Origin of the sequence: Streptomyces sp. NPDC018045 (assembly GCF_044327445.1) — a bacterium.
GTDB lineage: Bacteria > Actinomycetota > Actinomycetes > Streptomycetales > Streptomycetaceae > Streptomyces.
Genome location: NZ_JBIRFL010000001.1, coordinates 15,302 through 30,813, shown reverse-complemented (window position 1 = coordinate 30,813; position 15,512 = coordinate 15,302). Strand labels below are relative to the sequence as shown.

Sequence of the window (15,512 nt, the reverse complement as noted above, 5' to 3'; positions counted from 1 at the left end):
CGCCGCCCTCCAGGCCGGGCCGTCCGCGTGTCCGGCCGGACGGGCCGGACACCGGCGCGAGGTGCCCTGTCCGTTTCCCGGGGCACCGACAGCGGGGGGACACCTCATCCCGCTCCCTGATCAATTAGGTTGGAAGGTGGCGGGGCCGGTACGAGAAGAAGAAGGCTGATGTCCGAGATGAACGCAGAAGGCCGCAGCAGGCTCGACCAGACGCCTGAGTGGACCGCGCTGAGCAAGCACCGGGAGCAGCTCGGGGAGGTGCGACTGCGCGAGCTGTTCGACCAGGACCCGGAGCGCGCCGGACGCTACACCCTCACGGTCGGCGACCTGCACCTGGACTACTCCAAGCACCTGGTCACCGACGAGACGCTGCGCCTGCTGCGCGAGCTGGCGGCGGCCCGGGGCGTCGCCGGGCTGCGGGACGCGATGTTCCGCGGCGAGAAGATCAACGTCACCGAGAACCGCGCCGTGCTGCACACCGCGCTGCGCGCCCCCGAGTCCGCCTCCGTCCGGGTCGACGGGGAGAACGTCGTCCCCGCCGTGCACTCCGTGCTGCGCAAGATGCAGATCTTCGCCGACCGGGTGCGTTCGGGCGAGTGGAAGGGCCACACCGGCAAGCGCATCAAGACGGTCGTCAACATCGGCATCGGCGGCTCCGACCTGGGCCCGGCGATGGCGTACGAGGCGCTGCGCGCCTACACCCACCGCGACATGCAGTTCCGCTTCGTCTCCAACGTGGACGGCGCCGACCTGCACGAGGCCGTCCGCGACCTCGACCCCGCGGAGACGCTCTTCATCGTCGCCTCGAAAACCTTCACCACCATCGAGACGATCACCAACGCCACCTCCGCCCGCAACTGGCTGCTGACCGGTCTGCGGGCCGGCGAGGACGCGGTGGCCAAGCACTTCGTCGCGCTGTCGACCAACTCCGAGAAGGTCGCGGACTTCGGCATCGACACCGACAACATGTTCGAGTTCTGGGACTGGGTCGGCGGCCGCTACTCCTATGACTCCGCCATCGGCCTCTCCCTCATGGTCGCGATCGGCCCGGAGCGGTTCCGCGAGATGCTGGCCGGCTTCCACCTCGTCGACGAGCACTTCCGCTGCGCACCCGCCGAGGAGAACGTCCCGCTCCTGCTCGGTCTGCTGGGCGTCTGGTACGGCAACTTCTGGGACGTCCAGTCCCATGCCGTCCTCCCCTACAGCCACTACCTCTCCAAGTTCACCGCGTACCTCCAGCAGCTCGACATGGAGTCCAACGGCAAGTCCGTGGACCGCGACGGCGACCCGGTGCACTGGCAGACCGGCCCCGTCGTGTGGGGCACACCCGGCACCAACGGCCAGCACGCCTACTACCAGCTCCTCCACCAGGGCACGAAGCTGATCCCGGCCGACCTCATCGGCTTCGCCAAGCCGGTCGAGGACCTCCAGCCGGGCCTGGTGGCCCAGCATGACCTGCTGATGGCCAACCTCTTCGCCCAGGGCCAGGCGCTGGCCTTCGGCAAGACCCCGGACGAGGTACGGGCCGAGGGCGTCCCCGAGGAACTGGTCCCGCACAAGACCTTCCAGGGCAACCGCCCCACCACCACCATCCTGGCCGAGGAGCTGTCACCGTCCGTACTGGGCCAGCTCATCGCGCTGTACGAGCACAAGGTCTTCGTCCAGGGCGCGATCTGGAACATCGACTCCTTCGACCAGTGGGGCGTCGAACTCGGCAAGGTCCTGGCGAAGCGGGTCGAGCCCGCGCTGACCGAGGGCGCGGAGGTCGAGGGTCTGGACGCCTCGACGAAGTCCCTGGTCGCCACGTACCGCGCGATGCGGGGGCGCTGATGGCGGGCGCCGACGAGGTGGTCACCGACTTCCTGGACCTCCTCACCCCGGAGAACCGCGGCTGGCTCCAGGCCCGCCCGGAGGCCGAGCAGCGGGAGGTGGCGACCCGTCACCTCGAAGCCGTACAGGGCGACAAGAAGCACGCCCTGGGCCGGTACGACACCCATGACACGCAGGTCGAGGGCGTAGCCGTCGGCGACCTCCAGGACCCCGGCCACCTCGCCAACGCGATGGTCCGCCAGGAACGCGAACGACGACAGTGACGACCTGAGGGGGCCCGCCGGCGGCCCGTCTCCCCGCCCTGCGGCGGCGCGGGCCCGGGCCCTCCAGGCTTCGTCCTCCGGTCCCGACCCTTCCGGTACGTGTCAGGCTGCCACGTACGTGGGTGGGGGGACGCCTGCCCCCACCGGCCGTTGGTCGCTGTTCCGGCGGGAGGGGGCGGGCCGTAGGACGGAGTCTGGAGGCCCGGTCCCGTGTCCGGGTGCGGGGCGGGCGCTACTTCGCGTCGGCAGTGAGTCGGCCACGGCGCCCGGCCCGTCACCGGCCGTCGAAAGCCGGGCGGTACGGCAATGGCCCCGCTCCCATGAGGGAACGGGGCCGTTGGCCGTATTCAGGCTGACGCCGGGGGATACAGCCCCCGCGGCAGTTGCGACGCGGCCGCCTCGTCGAGGAGCCACAGCGTGCGGCTGCGGCCGTAGGCGCCCGCCGCCGGGGCCTGGATCTCCCCGGCGCCGGAGAGCGCCATCGCCGCGGCCTTCGCCTTGTCCTCGCCCGCCGCGAGCAGCCAGACCTCCCGTGCCGCGCGGATCGCGGGCAGGGTCAGCGAGATACGGGTGGGCGGGGGCTTGGGCGCGCCGTGCACGGCGACGACCGGGCGTTCCGACTCCCGTACGGCGGGCAGCTCGGGGAAGAGCGACGCGACGTGGGTGTCCGGGCCGACGCCCAGCAGGAGGACGTCGAAGGACGGGACGGGACCGTGGTCCTCGGGACCCGCCGCGGCGCCCAGTTCGACCGCGTACGCCTCGGCCGCGGCGTCCGCGTCGTTGCCGTACGGGCCGTTGGACGGGGCCATCACGTGCACCCGCGCCGGGTCCACCGGAACGCTGTCCAGCAAGGCCTCGCGGGCCTGCGTGTAGTTGCGCTCCGGGTCGCCGTCCGGCAGGAACCGCTCGTCGCCCCACCACAGGTCGAGGCGGGACCAGTCCACCGCGTCCCGGGCGGGCGCCTCGGCGAGGGCCGCGAGCAGCCCGTTGCCGTTGCGGCCGCCCGTCAGGACGACGGAGGCGGAGCCGCGGGCGGCCTGGGCGTCCACGATCTTCGTGATCAGCCGGGCCGCCGCGGCCTTGGCCATCAGTTCCTTGTCGCGGTGGACGACGACCTGCGGCGCGCTCACTCGGAGGCCGCCTTCGAGGCCGCCTTCTTGGAGGCGGACTTCTTGGCGGGCGCCTTGGCCTTGGGCGCGGGCGCTTCCGACGCCTCGGACGTGGCGTCCGCCGCATCCGCCGCGCCCGCGGCATCCGCGGCATCCGCCGGCTCGTCGGAGGACTGAGCCGCCTTCGCGGCCAGCGGCGTCTGGGCCCGCTGCGGCTCGCCGAGCCGGTCCACGCCGTACTTCAGCGCGGAGGCGTACGTGTCGTCCGGGTCGAGCCGGCGCAGCTCCTCCGCCAGCAGTTCGGCGGTCTCGCGCCGCTTGAGCGCCACGTTGCGGTCCGGCTGGCCCTGCATGGCGAGCGTGGCCAGCGAGCCGTCCGCGCGGTCCAGCGCAACGGGGCCGCAGTCGGTCTCCATGCGGACGGCCGTCAGGCCGGGGCCGGCCGACAGCAGCCGCCGGACCGGTACGTTCAGCCGGTCCGCGAGCCACATGCCGAGCAGTTCGACGCTGGGGTTGAACTCCTCGCCCTCGACCTCGACCTCGGCGACCTCGCAGGGCAACTGGTCGAGCGCCGCCGCCAGCATCGAGCGCCAGGGCGTGATGCGGGTCCAGGACAGGTCCGTGTCGCCGGGGGAGTACGCCTCGGCGCGCTCGGCCAGCTCCCGGATCGGGTTCTCGGCGCTGTACATGTCGGTGACGCGCCGCTGGGCGAGCGCGCCGAGCGGGTCGCGTGCCGCGTCCACCGGGGCGTTGACCGGCCACCACACGACGACCGGCGCGTCCGGCAGCAGCAGCGGCAGCACCACGGACTGGGCGTGGTTGATGGCCTCGCCGTACAGCCGCAGCACGACCGTCTCGCCCGTTCCGGCGTCCGCGCCGACGCGGACCTCGGCGTCCAGGCGGGCCTTGGCGCGGTCGCGGGGCGACCGGCTGACGCGCTTGATGACGACGAGGGTGCGCGAGGGGTGCTCGCGGGATGCCTCGTTGGCGGCCTTCAGGGCGTCGTAGGCGTTCTCCTCGTCGGTGACGATGACGAGGGTGAGCACCATGCCGATGGCGGGGGTGCCGATGCTACGACGGCCCTGGACCAGCGCCTTGTTGACCTTGCTGGCCGTGGTTTCCGTCAGATCGATCTTCATGGCCGACGCCAGCTCCGTCCGTCTCGTGCGAGCATTTCGTCCGCCTCGTCCGGTCCCCAGGTCCCGGCCGGGTACTGCGCGGGCTTGCCGTGCCGGTCCCAGTACTCCTCGATCGGGTCGAGGATCCGCCAGGACTGTTCGACCTCCTCGACGCGCGGGAAGAGGTTGGCGTCGCCGAGCAGCACGTCCAGGATGAGGCGCTCGTACGCCTCCGGGCTGGACTCGGTGAAGGACTCGCCGTACGCGAAGTCCATCGAGACGTCCCGTACCTCCATGGAGGTGCCGGGCACCTTCGACCCGAAGCGCATGGTGACGCCCTCGTCCGGCTGGACGCGGATGACCAGGGCGTTCTGCCCCAGCTCTTCGGTGGCGGTGTGGTCGAAGGGGGAGTGCGGCGCGCGCTGGAAGACGACCGCGATCTCCGTGACGCGGCGGCCCAGGCGCTTGCCGGTGCGCAGGTAGAAGGGGACGCCCGCCCAGCGGCGGTTGTCCACCTCCAGCTTGATCGCGGCGTAGGTGTCGGTCCGGGAGTGGGGGTCGATGCCCTCTTCCTCCAGGTAGCCGACGACCTTCTCGCCGCCCTGCCAGCCGGCTGCGTACTGGGCGCGCACCGTCTCCTTGCCCAGGTCGGCGGGGAGCCGTACGGCGCCCAGGACCTTGGTCTTCTCGGCGACCAGCGCGTCCGCGTCGAAGGAGGCGGGCTCCTCCATGGCGGTCAGCGCGAGCAACTGGAGCAGGTGGTTCTGGATGACGTCGCGCGCGGCGCCGATGCCGTCGTAGTAGCCGGCCCGGCCGCCGATGCCGATGTCCTCGGCCATGGTGATCTGGATGTGGTCGACGTAGGACCGGTTCCAGAGCGGCTCGAAGAGGGTGTTGGCGAAGCGGAGCGCCAGGATGTTCTGGACGGTCTCCTTGCCGAGGTAGTGGTCGATGCGGAAGACCGACTCGGGCGGGAAGACCTCGTGGACGATCCGGTTGAGTTCCTGGGCGCTGGCCAGGTCGTGGCCGAAGGGCTTCTCGATCACCGCGCGGCGCCAGCAGTCGCCCTGCTGGTCGGCCAGGCCGTGCTTCTTGAGCTGCTGGACGACGGTGGGGAAGAACTTGGGCGGCACGGACAGGTAGAAGGCGAAGTTGCCGCCGGTGCCCTGGGCCTTGTCGAGTTCCTCGATGGTGTCCTTGAGGGTCTCGAAGGCCTCGTCGTCGTCGAAGTTGCCCTGGACGAACCGGCAGCCCTGGACGAGCTGCTGCCAGACCTCCTCGCGGAACGGCGTACGGGAGTGCTGTTTGACGGCCTCGTACACCTCCTGCGCGAAGTCCTGGTGCTCCCACTCGCGGCGGGCGAAGCCGATGAGGGAGAAGCCCGGCGGCAGCAGCCCGCGGTTGGCCAGGTCGTAGACGGCAGGCATCAGCTTTTTACGGGACAAATCGCCCGTGACACCGAAGATGACCAGGCCCGACGGCCCCGCGATACGCGGGAGCCGTCGGTCTGCAGCGTCACGCAGCGGATTGCTGCTGGACAAAGTGGGTCAGCCCTCCGAAGGAGCGAGGCGCTTGAGCTCCGCCTCAGTGGACTTGAGCAGGTCGTTCCAGGACGCCTCGAACTTCTCGACGCCCTCGTCCTCCAGCACCTGCACGACGTCGTCGTACGAGATGCCGATCTTCGCCAGTGCGTCGAGGTCGGCCTGGGCCTGCTCGTAGGTGCCGCGCACCTTGTCGCCGGAGATCTCGCCGTGGTCGGCGGTGGCCTCCAGGGTGGCCTCGGGCATGGTGTTGACCGTGTTCGGCGCGACCAGTTCCTCGACGTACATGGTGTCCTTGAGCGACGGGTCCTTGACGCCGGTCGAGGCCCACAGCGGACGCTGCTTGTTGGCGCGCGCCTTGTCCAGCGCGGCCCAGCGGTCCGAGGAGAAGACCTCCTCGTACGCCTGGTAGGCCAGCCGGGCGTTGGCGACGGCGGCCTTGCCCTTGAGGGCCTTGGCCTCGTCGGTGCCGATCGCGTCCAGGCGCTTGTCGGTCTCGGTGTCCACGCGGGACACGAAGAAGGACGCCACCGAGTGGATCTTGGACAGGTCCAGGCCGGCGGCCTTGGCCTTCTCCAGACCCTCCAGGTACGCCTCCATCACCTCGCGGTAGCGCTCCAGCGAGAAGATCAGCGTGACGTTGACGCTGATGCCCCGGGCGATCGTCTCGGTGATCGCCGGCAGGCCCGCCTTGGTGGCCGGGATCTTGATCAGCGCGTTGGGGCGGTCCACCAGCCAGGCGAGCTGCTTGGCCTCGGCGACGGTGGCGCGGGTGTCGTGCGCAAGGCGCGGGTCGACCTCGATGGAGACCCGGCCGTCCTGGCCGTCGGTGGCGTCGAAGACCGGGCGCAGGATGTCGGCCGCGTCCCGGACGTCCGCCGTGGTGATCATCCGGATGGCTTCCTCGACGGTCACCTTGCGGGCCGCGAGGTCGGTGAGCTGGGTGTCGTACCCGTCGCCCTGCGAAATGGCCTTCTGGAAGATCGACGGGTTGGTGGTGACACCGACGACATGCTGCTGGTCGATCAGCTCGGCCAGGTTGCCGGACGTGATCCGCTTGCGGGACAGGTCGTCCAGCCAGATCGCGACGCCTTCGTCGGAGAGGCGCTTGAGTGCGTCTGTCATGGGGTTTGCATCTCCTACTTGTTCGTGTACGGGCGTCAGCGCGTCGCCGCTGCGAGGGATTCCCGGGCCGCCGTGGCGACCGCGTCGGCGGTGAAGCCGAACTCGTGGAAGAGGACCTTGGCGTCCGCCGAGGCACCGAAGTGCTCCAGCGAGACGATGCGGCCCTGCGTGCCCACGTAGCGGTGCCAGGTCAGACCGATGCCGGCCTCGACCGCGACCCGGGCCTTGACCGTCGGCAGCAGCACGCTGTCGCGGTACCCCTGGTCCTGCTCCTCGAACCACTCGACGGACGGCATCGAGACGACGCGCGTCGGGATGCCCTCGGCCTGGAGCGCCTCGCGCGCCTCGACGGCGAGCTGCACCTCGGAGCCGGTGCCGATCAGGATGACCTGGGGCTCGCCGCCCTCGGCCTCGAACAGCACGTAGCCGCCCTTGGCCGCGGCCGGGTTCGCCTCGTACGTCGGTACGCCCTGGCGGGTGAGCGCGAGGCCGTGCGGCGCCGGCTTGCTCTGGTGGCGGCGCAGGATCTCGGCCCAGGCGGTGGCGGTCTCGTTGGCGTCGGCCGGGCGCACGATGTTCAGGCCCGGAATGGCGCGCAGCGCGGACAGGTGCTCGACCGGCTGGTGGGTCGGGCCGTCCTCGCCGAGACCGATGGAGTCGTGCGTCCACACGTACGTCACCGGGAGCTGCATGAGGGCGGCGAGCCGGACGGCGGGGCGCATGTAGTCGGAGAACACCAGGAAGGTGCCGCCGTAGATGCGGGTGTTGCCGTGCAGCGCGATGCCGTTCATGGTCGAGCCCATGGCGTGCTCGCGGATGCCGTAGTGGACCGTGCGGCCGTACGGGCTGGCCTCGGGCAGCGGGTTGCCCTCGGGCAGGAACGACGAGTTCTTGTCGATCGTGGTGTTGTTCGAGCCGGCGAGGTCGGCGGAGCCGCCCCACAGCTCGGGCACGACCGCGCCCAGCGACTGGAGGATCTTGCCGGAGGCCGCGCGGGTGGCGATGCCCTTGCCGGTCTCGAAGGCGGGCAGCGCCTTCTCCCAGCCGTCCGGCAGCTCGCCCGCCTGGATGCGGTCGAACGCGGCGGCGCGCTCCGGGTTGGCCGCGCGCCAGGCGGCGATGGCCTTGTCCCACTCGGCGTGCGCCTGGCGGCCGCGGTCCCAGGCGGCGCGGGTGTGCTCGATGACCTCGTCGGAGACCTCGAAGGACTTCTCCGGGTCGAAGCCCAGCACCTTCTTGGTGGCCGCGACCTCTTCGTCACCCAGCGCGGAGCCGTGGGCGGCCTCGGTGTTCTGGGCGTTCGGGGCGGGCCAGGCGATGATCGAGCGGGCCGCGATGAACGAGGGGCGCTCGGTCTCCTCCTGGGCGGCCTTCAGGGCCTTGGCCAGGCCGACCGGGTCGAGGTCGCCGCTGGGGAGCTGGTCGACGCGCTGGACGTGCCAGCCGTAGGACTCGTAGCGCTTGAGGGTGTCCTCGGAGATCGCGGTCTCGGTGTCTCCCTCGATGGAGATGTGGTTGTCGTCCCACAGCAGTACGAGGTTGCCGAGCTTCTGGTGGCCCGCCAGGGAGGAGGCCTCGGCGGACACGCCTTCCTGGAGGCAGCCGTCGCCGGCGATGGCCCAGATGGTGTGGTCGAACGGGGAGGTGCCGGGGGCTGCCTCCGGGTCGAACAGGCCGCGCTCGTAGCGGGCGGCCATGGCCATGCCCACCGCGTTGGCGACGCCCTGGCCGAGCGGGCCGGTCGTGGTCTCCACGCCGACCGTGTGGCCGTACTCCGGGTGGCCCGGGGTCTTGGAGCCCCAGGTGCGGAAGGCCTTCAGGTCGTCCAGCTCCAGGCCGTAGCCGGCCAGGTAGAGCTGGATGTAGAGGGTCAGGCTGGAGTGGCCCGCGGACAGCACGAACCGGTCGCGGCCGGTCCACTTCGCGTCCGCCGGGTCGTGCCGCATCAGCTTCTGGAAGAGAACGTAGGCGGCCGGCGCGAGGCTCATGGCGGTACCAGGATGGCCGTTACCGACCTTCTGCACGGAATCCATGGCCAGGACGCGAACGGTATCGACGGCCCGCTGGTCCAGATCGGTCCACTCGAAATCTGTGGTGGTCGGCTTGGTGCTCACCCTGAGTCAGGGCTCCTCTCCACATGTCGAATGCCGGGGACGGTTTGTCCGCCGGGCGTTGTCGAGCCTACCCCTGCATGTACGCGCGTTTTTTCGACGAAGCGTCGACGGCTCGTCATGATGAAACTCGACGCCTTGGGCAACCAAATCCGGACTCCGGACATTCCCGCCCCGGACGAGACGGTCACCTCTCCAGACTGCCGGGCGGTGTCGGCCTTCGCCTCCTGAACGGCGTGAACGGCGGGCGAAGGCCCGGGGAGGCGCGCCCGCGGCCGCCGGCGGCGGGGCGGGGAAGGCCGGCCGGGGCCGGCGCGCGGCGCGCGCGGGAATCCGGTGGGTGGTAGGGCCCTAGGCCCTGTCGTCGAACTCCCGTCGTCGGTCCGAAGGGCCGGCCCCGCGGCGTCTGGGTGCGTGCGATCGCAAGGCGGAGGGCCGTCCTCGTAGTGGGTCTACGTGGGCGATCCCGACAACGCGGCGAGCGTGCGTGCCAGGCGTCGCGGGGCCGGCGGGAGTTTGACGACAGGGCCTGGCCGCACCGGTACCCGCTCAACACGACCCCACCCCCGCGAAGGCCGTCGTATGGCCAACGTCTAAAGTGGCGTGGTACGCGCAAGCCTTGCCCGGGTCTTCACGGCCGGGAACGCTTGCTGGCCTTATCTACGCGGCGCAAGCCGCTGATGTTACTTCCAGGGGTGTGCGTGACGGCCGTCGAATCCCGTCCTGCCGGGGTGCTCCCTGCGAGCCCGCAGGGTTCAGGTCACCGTCCGTTCGGGGCCCGTGTCAAGGCGTTCGTGGCGCTCACCAAGCCGCGCGTCATCGAGCTGCTGCTGATGACCACGATTCCGGTGATGTTCCTGGCGGCCGGCGGCGTCCCCGACCTCTGGCTGGTGCTGGCCACCTGCGTCGGCGGTTACCTCTCCGCGGGCGGCGCCGCCGCCTTCAACATGTACATCGACCGGGACATCGACGCCCTGATGGACCGCACCTCGCAGCGGCCGCTGGTGACCGGCATGGTCTCGCCCCGCGAGTGCCTGGTCTTCGCGACCGCGCTGGCCGTCGGGTCCACCGCGTGGTTCTGGTTCCTGGTCAACCCGCTCTCGGCGATGCTCTCGCTCGGCGCGCTGCTCTTCTACGTCGTCGTCTACACGATGATCCTCAAGCGGCGCACCGCCCAGAACATCGTCTGGGGTGGCATCGCGGGCTGTATGCCGGTCTTCATCGGCTGGTCCGCGGTCACCAACACCGTCTCCTGGGCCTCGGCGGTGCTCTTCCTCGTCATCTTCTTCTGGACGCCGCCGCACTACTGGCCGCTGTCGATGAAGGCCAAGGACGATTACGAGCGGGTCGGCGTGCCGATGCTGCCGGTCGTCGCGGGGAACAAGGCCGTGGCGCGGCAGATCGTCGCCTATAGCTGGGTGATGGTGCTGGTCTCGCTGCTGCTCCAGCCGCTGGGCTACACCGGCTGGTTCTACACGGTGGTGGCGGTGCTCTGCGGCGCCTTCTGGCTGAAGGAGGCGCACGCTCTCCAGGCCCGCGCCAAGGCCGGGATCACGGGCCCCAAGCTCAAGGAGATGCGGCTGTTCCACTGGTCGATCACCTATGTGTCGCTGCTGTTCGTCGCCGTCGCCGTGGACCCGTTCCTGCGGTAGGCGCGCGGTCGCCGAGGCATCCGCCGGGCCCGTCACGATCCGTTCGTGGCGGGCCCGCGGCGTTCCCGTACGGCCCGCCCGTACGGCCTAGTGCGGCTCTTCCCCCGCTGATTACCGGCGGGTAGCATCCTGTCCATGGCAGACACCAAGCAGGCGGACGAGCAGCTCGACGACCAGGCCGCCGGAGGCCGGACCGACAAGCGCGACGAGCGGCGCACCGCTGCCCTCGCCAAGGCCGTCCGCGCCTTCGCCGCCTCCCACGGCGGCAGCGCCGAGGCCCAGCTCGCCCACATCGGCCGCGGCCGCGTCCGGATCGCGCTGGTCGGCGCCGACGGCCAGTGGGGCAACCTGGTCGCCGACTCCCGGGACATCGCACGGGCCGCGGCCGAGCGCGCGGGCGCCGAACTGCACGAGGACTTCGACGGCGAACTGGCGGCCAAGGTGCGCACCGGTCCGTACGAGTGGTCCCGGATGGCGGGCATCCAGGTGGGCGGCCCGGCCAACACCTGAACCCGCGCGCCAGGCACCGAACCGCCGGTTCCGTCCGTGCGGACCGCGTCGAACGGCGCCGCGACCGGCCGGGCCCGCTACCTGACGGCCGCGTTGCCCGTTGAGCCCTCCAGGGGCGGCGTCCGGGCCGCGCCGGGTGGGCTTCCGGGGCCGCGGGCGCCTTCGGTTTCGGCGAGGAGGGGTGGATGGACCGGCTGCCGCCGCTCGTGGACCAGCACAGCCACGGCGCGCTCCACGGGGACCTGGGGCTCGGCGCCTTCGAGGCGCATCTGGCCGCCGCCTCCGGCGGCCACGGCCCGGCGCCCGCCGGCACCACCTTCTTCGACAGTTGGACCGGCCTCGGCGTACGCCGCTGGTGCCCGCCGCTGCTGGGCCTGGAGGCGCACTGCCCGCCCGCCCGCTACCTCGCCCGCAGGCGGGAGCTGGGCGCCTTTCGCGCGAGCCGCCTGCTGCTGCGCGGCGCCGGCATCGGCACGTTCCTGCTGGAGACCGGCGCGCCCAGCGAGCTGACCACGGCCGGGGAATTGGCCACCGCCGCCGGGGCCCGCGCCCACGAGGTCATCCGGCTCGAACCGCTCGCCGAACAGGTCGCGGACACCTCCGGCAGCGTCGACTCCTTCATCGGCTACACGGCGGAAGCGATCTACGCCGCCGCCCAGGGCGCCACCGCCTTCGCCTCCGGCGCCGCCTTCTGCGAGGGCCGCGCCCCCGAGGCGGGCGAGGTGCGGCGCGCGGCCGACCGGTGGCTGCGGGGCCGCAAGCCGGGGGAGCGGCTGGCCGAGCCGTCGCTCCTGCGCCATCTGCTGTGGAGCGCGGTCGCCACCGGCGTTCCCGTACAGCTCCACTGCCCCGACCCGCTGCCGCTCGCGGGCTTCCTGCGGGCCACCACCGGCATCGGCACGGACCTGGTGCTGCTGCCCCGCCCGCCGCACCATCGGCGGGCGGCGCAGTTGGCCGCGGTCCATCCGCACGTCTACGCGGACGCCGGACCGTGCCCCGAGGAGACGCTCGCGCAGGCCCCGTTCGGCAAGCTGCTGTTCTCCACGGGGGCGCGGGCGCTGCCCGAGCTGTACGTGACGGGCGCGCGCTTCTTCGTACGGGCCGTGGAGCGGGTCGTACGGGAGTGGGCGGACGAGGGCATGTGCGCGCCGGAGGACGCGCGGCGGATCACCGCCATGGTCGTGTCCGGGACCGCGCGCCGGGTCTACCGGCTGGAGGCGGAGGCGCCGGACGGCTGAGAGCCGGTGTCCGCACCCCGGCCGGGGTGCGGACACCGGCTCCGAGGCCGGGAGGCTCGGCAGGCCCTGGGGCTCCGGGCCCGGCCGGTCAGGAGGCGCCGGCTCCGGCCTTGGTGGCGGGGGCGGGGACCTCCGCGCCCGCGGCCGGTACGGACCCGGCTCCGCCGGCCGCGGGGGCCTCGCCCGGACCGGCCGGTACGGGGCCCCGGTCGCGCAGCGCGAGGTGGACGCGCAGCACGCAGATCCACACCAGCGTCGAGACCAGCATGTGCAGGCCCACGACGATCTCCGGCAGGCCCGCGAAGTACTGGACGTAGCCGATGACGCCTTGGAGCAGGATGCAGCCGAACAGCTCCAGCATCATGCGCCGCGGCGCGGCCGGTGCCTTGACGGCGCGCAGCGTGAACCACAGGGCCACGGACAGGCCGACGACGATGTAGGCGAAGTCGACGTGGAGCTGGGTGATCTCGCGCCAGTCCACCGGGATGCGGTGGACCTCCTTGGCGTCTCCGGCGTGCGGCCCGGCGCCGGTGACGACCGTACCGAGGACGGTCAGCGCGCCGGTCGCCAGCACCAGCAGCCCGGAGAGCTGGCGGACCGGGCGGGAGACCAGGCCCCGCGGCGTCTCGTCGCCCTCGGCGGCCCGCCGCCAGGCCAGCACGGAGACCGTGAGCAGGGCGGTGGTGAGGAGGAAGTGCGCGGCGACCAGGTACGGGTTCAGGCCGGTCAGGACGACGACGCCGCCCCAGACCGCGTTGCCCATGACGACCCAGAACTGCGCCCAGCCGAGCCGGGTGAGCGAGCGGCGCCGGGGCGCGCGGGCCCGGGCCGCGACGATGAACACGCCGATGACCGCGCACAGCACGTACGTCAGCAGCCGGTTGCCGAACTCGATGAGGCCGTTGATGCCCATCGCGGCGGTCGGCGTCAGGCTGTCCGGGGTGCACTTGGGCCAGGTCGAGCAGCCCAGCCCGGACTGGGTGAGCCGGACGGCGCCGCCGGTCACGACGATGACGACGGACATCACGACGGTGGCCAGCGCGGCCCGCCGTACGAAGGCGGCGCTCGGCTGCCAGCGGCGCGCGATCAGCTCAAAGGGGTTCCACGTGTTCGGCACGCAGCCATCGTAGGCGGCGGCTTGTGCAAAGTTTCACGAGGGGGTGGGCAACGCGCGGGCCGGTTGCGTATCCGCAGGCGGGACGCCTGCCGCGGACCCGCGGGCGGCGCCTACTCCCAGCGGAAGAACCTCGCCGCCGCGCCCAGCCCGAGCACCGCCCACACCGCGAGGACGCCGAGGTCGCCCCAGGGCAGGCCGGCGCCGTGCTGGAGGACGTCCCGCAGGCCGTCCGAGAGGGCGGAGATCGGCAGCAGCCCGAGCACCGACTGCGCCGCGTCCGGGAACCTGTCCAGCGGAACGATCACCCCGCCGCCCACCAGGAGCAGCAGGAAGACGAGGTTGGCCGCCGCGAGCGTCGCCTCCGCCTTGAGGGTGCCCGCCATCAGCAGCCCGAGGCCCGAGAACGCCGCCGTGCCGAGGACGAGCAGCAGCACCACCGACAGCGGGTTGCCGTGCGGGGACCAGCCCAGCACGAACGCGATCACCGTCAGCAGCACGACCTGGAGGACCTCGGTCACCAGCACCGCACACGTCTTGGCCGTCATCAGCGCCCAGCGTGGCAGCGGCGACGCGGCCAGCCGCTTCAGGACTCCGTAACGGCGCTCGAACCCGGTGGCGATGGCCTGCCCGGTGAAGGCGGTGGACAGCACGGCCAGCGCCAGGACGCCGGGGGCGAGGAAGTCGACCGCCCGGCCGGCGCCGGTGTCGACGATGTCGACGGCGGAGAACAGCACCAGCAGCAGCGTCGGGATGACGACGGTCAGCAGGAGCTGCTCACCGTTGCGCAGCAGCATCTTCGTTTCGAGCAGGGCCTGGGCGCGGATCATCCGGGGCAGCGGCGCCGCGCCGGGCCGGGGGGCGAAGGTGCCGACGGCGGCCGCGCCGCCCCCGTCCGTCGTGCCGGTGGCGGTCATGAACGCAGCTCCTTGCCGGTCAGTTCGAGGAAGACGTCCTCCAGGGTGTGCCGCTCGACGGCTATGGCGTCCGGCAGCACGCCGTGCTGCGCGCACCAGGAGGCGACGGTCGCCAGCAGTTGCGGGTCGACCTTGCCGGTCACCCGGTACGTGCCGGGCGTCAGCTCGGCCGCCGCGCTGTCCGCGGGCAGTGCCTTGAGCAGTGCCGCCAGGTCGAGGCCGGGCCGGCCGGTGAAGCGCAGGGTGTTCTCGGCGCCGCCCTTGCACAGTTCCTCGGGGCTGCCCTGGGCGATCACCCGGCCGCCGTCGATGATCGCGACGTCGTCGGCGAGCTGCTCAGCCTCGTCCATGAAGTGGGTGGTCAGTACGGTGCTGACGCCGTCGGCGCGCAGTTCCCGTACGAGGTCCCAGGTGGCGTGCCGGGCCTGTGGGTCCAGGCCGGCGGTCGGCTCGTCGAGGAAGACCAGCTCGGGGCGGCCCACGACGGCCATGGCCAGCGCGAGCCGCTGCTGCTGCCCGCCGGACAGCCGCCGGTAGCTCGTGCGTCCGCAACTGCCGAGGCCGAGCCGGTCCATGAGCAGGTCCACGTCGACGGGGTGGGCGTGCAGGCTCGCGGTGTGCCGCAGCATCTCCTCCGCCCGGGCGCCCGCGTAGACGCCGCCCGACTGGAGCATCACGCCGATACGGGGGCGTAGCGTCGCGGCGTCGGCGACCGGGTCGAGGCCCAGGACGCGGACGGTGCCCGCGTCGGGGCGGCGGTAGCCCTCGCAGATCTCGACGGTGGTGGTCTTCCCGGCGCCGTTCGGCCCGAGGACGGCGGTGACCGAGCCCGCCTCGACCCGGAGGTCGAGGCCGTCCACCGCGGTCTTGGTCCCGTACCGCTTGACCAGGCCGGTGATGTCGACGGCAGGCGGACGGCCGGGGGCCCGGGGGGTGTCCCCGGAGGAGGCGCTGCGCATGTCCGGCAGTCTACGAAGCGTGGGG

Annotated in this window: 13 protein-coding genes; 5 read left to right on the top strand and 8 right to left on the bottom strand. The window is 72.0% G+C overall.

Annotation, left to right across the window (positions count from 1 at the left end; all coding sequences use genetic code 11):
- The first annotated feature begins 177 nt into the window (after positions 1–177).
- Complete coding sequence (pgi, locus tag ACH4EB_RS00155; protein ID WP_398345701.1) at positions 178–1,830, top strand: glucose-6-phosphate isomerase; 1,653 nt, start codon at positions 178–180, stop codon at positions 1,828–1,830.
- Entirely contained in the window at positions 1,830–2,093 is a 264-nt protein-coding gene (locus ACH4EB_RS00150) for a hypothetical protein (protein WP_398344963.1), read from the top strand. Before pgi ends, ACH4EB_RS00150 begins: the two co-directional genes overlap by 1 nt.
- A gap of 347 nt (positions 2,094–2,440) precedes the next feature.
- On the opposite strand, the gene pgl is transcribed toward ACH4EB_RS00150, so the two are convergent.
- The 5 genes from pgl to tkt are packed head-to-tail and all read right to left on the bottom strand — an operon-like array spanning position 2,441 to position 9,100.
- Entirely contained in the window at positions 2,441–3,223 is a 783-nt protein-coding gene (gene pgl, locus ACH4EB_RS00145; protein ID WP_398344962.1) for a 6-phosphogluconolactonase, read from the bottom strand.
- Positions 3,220–4,341, bottom strand: coding sequence for a glucose-6-phosphate dehydrogenase assembly protein OpcA (gene opcA, locus ACH4EB_RS00140; protein WP_398344961.1), 1,122 nt, complete (start codon positions 4,339–4,341; stop codon positions 3,220–3,222). Before opcA ends, pgl begins: the two co-directional genes overlap by 4 nt.
- A complete protein-coding gene (gene zwf / locus ACH4EB_RS00135; protein WP_398344960.1) occupies positions 4,338–5,861 on the bottom strand; it encodes a glucose-6-phosphate dehydrogenase in 1,524 nt (507 codons plus the stop codon). The genes opcA and zwf overlap by 4 nt, the downstream gene beginning before the upstream one ends.
- A gap of 6 nt (positions 5,862–5,867) precedes the next feature.
- Complete coding sequence (gene tal / locus ACH4EB_RS00130) at positions 5,868–6,986, bottom strand: transaldolase (RefSeq protein WP_398344959.1); 1,119 nt, start codon at positions 6,984–6,986, stop codon at positions 5,868–5,870.
- 35 nt (positions 6,987–7,021) lie between these two features.
- Positions 7,022–9,100 (bottom strand): transketolase, encoded by a 2,079-nt coding sequence (gene tkt, locus ACH4EB_RS00125; RefSeq protein ID WP_398344958.1) that lies wholly within the window; start codon positions 9,098–9,100, stop codon positions 7,022–7,024.
- 698 nt (positions 9,101–9,798) lie between these two features.
- On the opposite strand from tkt, the gene ACH4EB_RS00120 reads away from it, so the two are divergent.
- The 3 genes from ACH4EB_RS00120 to ACH4EB_RS00110 all read left to right on the top strand — a co-directional run bounded on the left by ACH4EB_RS00120 (position 9,799) and on the right by ACH4EB_RS00110 (position 12,497).
- Entirely contained in the window at positions 9,799–10,749 is a 951-nt protein-coding gene (locus ACH4EB_RS00120) for a heme o synthase (RefSeq protein WP_398344957.1), read from the top strand.
- 135 nt (positions 10,750–10,884) lie between these two features.
- Positions 10,885–11,259 (top strand): hypothetical protein, encoded by a 375-nt coding sequence (locus ACH4EB_RS00115; RefSeq protein ID WP_398344956.1) that lies wholly within the window; start codon positions 10,885–10,887, stop codon positions 11,257–11,259.
- Positions 11,260–11,444: 185 nt separating this feature from the next.
- A complete protein-coding gene (locus tag ACH4EB_RS00110) occupies positions 11,445–12,497 on the top strand; it encodes an amidohydrolase (RefSeq protein ID WP_398344955.1) in 1,053 nt (350 codons plus the stop codon).
- A gap of 88 nt (positions 12,498–12,585) precedes the next feature.
- Here ACH4EB_RS00110 and ACH4EB_RS00105 read toward each other — a convergent pair whose 3' ends face one another.
- The 3 genes from ACH4EB_RS00105 to ACH4EB_RS00095 form a co-directional block, all read right to left on the bottom strand.
- Positions 12,586–13,614, bottom strand: coding sequence for a heme A synthase (locus tag ACH4EB_RS00105; RefSeq protein ID WP_398344954.1), 1,029 nt, complete (start codon positions 13,612–13,614; stop codon positions 12,586–12,588).
- 110 nt (positions 13,615–13,724) lie between these two features.
- Positions 13,725–14,528 (bottom strand): ABC transporter permease, encoded by an 804-nt coding sequence (locus tag ACH4EB_RS00100; RefSeq protein ID WP_398344953.1) that lies wholly within the window; start codon positions 14,526–14,528, stop codon positions 13,725–13,727.
- Complete coding sequence (locus tag ACH4EB_RS00095) at positions 14,525–15,487, bottom strand: ABC transporter ATP-binding protein (protein ID WP_398344952.1); 963 nt, start codon at positions 15,485–15,487, stop codon at positions 14,525–14,527. Before ACH4EB_RS00095 ends, ACH4EB_RS00100 begins: the two co-directional genes overlap by 4 nt.
- Positions 15,488–15,512: the final 25 nt, after the last annotated feature.

Coding starts and splice junctions, on each gene's coding strand:
- pgi (WP_398345701.1), top strand. CDS start 178: ATGAACGCAGAAGGCCGCAGCAGGCTCGACCAGACGCCTGAGTGGACC.
- ACH4EB_RS00150 (WP_398344963.1), top strand. CDS start 1,830: ATGGCGGGCGCCGACGAGGTGGTCACCGACTTCCTGGACCTCCTCACC.
- opcA (WP_398344961.1), bottom strand. CDS start 4,341: ATGAAGATCGATCTGACGGAAACCACGGCCAGCAAGGTCAACAAGGCG.
- tal (WP_398344959.1), bottom strand. CDS start 6,986: ATGACAGACGCACTCAAGCGCCTCTCCGACGAAGGCGTCGCGATCTGG.
- ACH4EB_RS00115 (WP_398344956.1), top strand. CDS start 10,885: ATGGCAGACACCAAGCAGGCGGACGAGCAGCTCGACGACCAGGCCGCC.
- ACH4EB_RS00110 (WP_398344955.1), top strand. CDS start 11,445: ATGGACCGGCTGCCGCCGCTCGTGGACCAGCACAGCCACGGCGCGCTC.
- ACH4EB_RS00100 (WP_398344953.1), bottom strand. CDS start 14,528: ATGACCGCCACCGGCACGACGGACGGGGGCGGCGCGGCCGCCGTCGGC.
- ACH4EB_RS00095 (WP_398344952.1), bottom strand. CDS start 15,487: ATGCGCAGCGCCTCCTCCGGGGACACCCCCCGGGCCCCCGGCCGTCCG.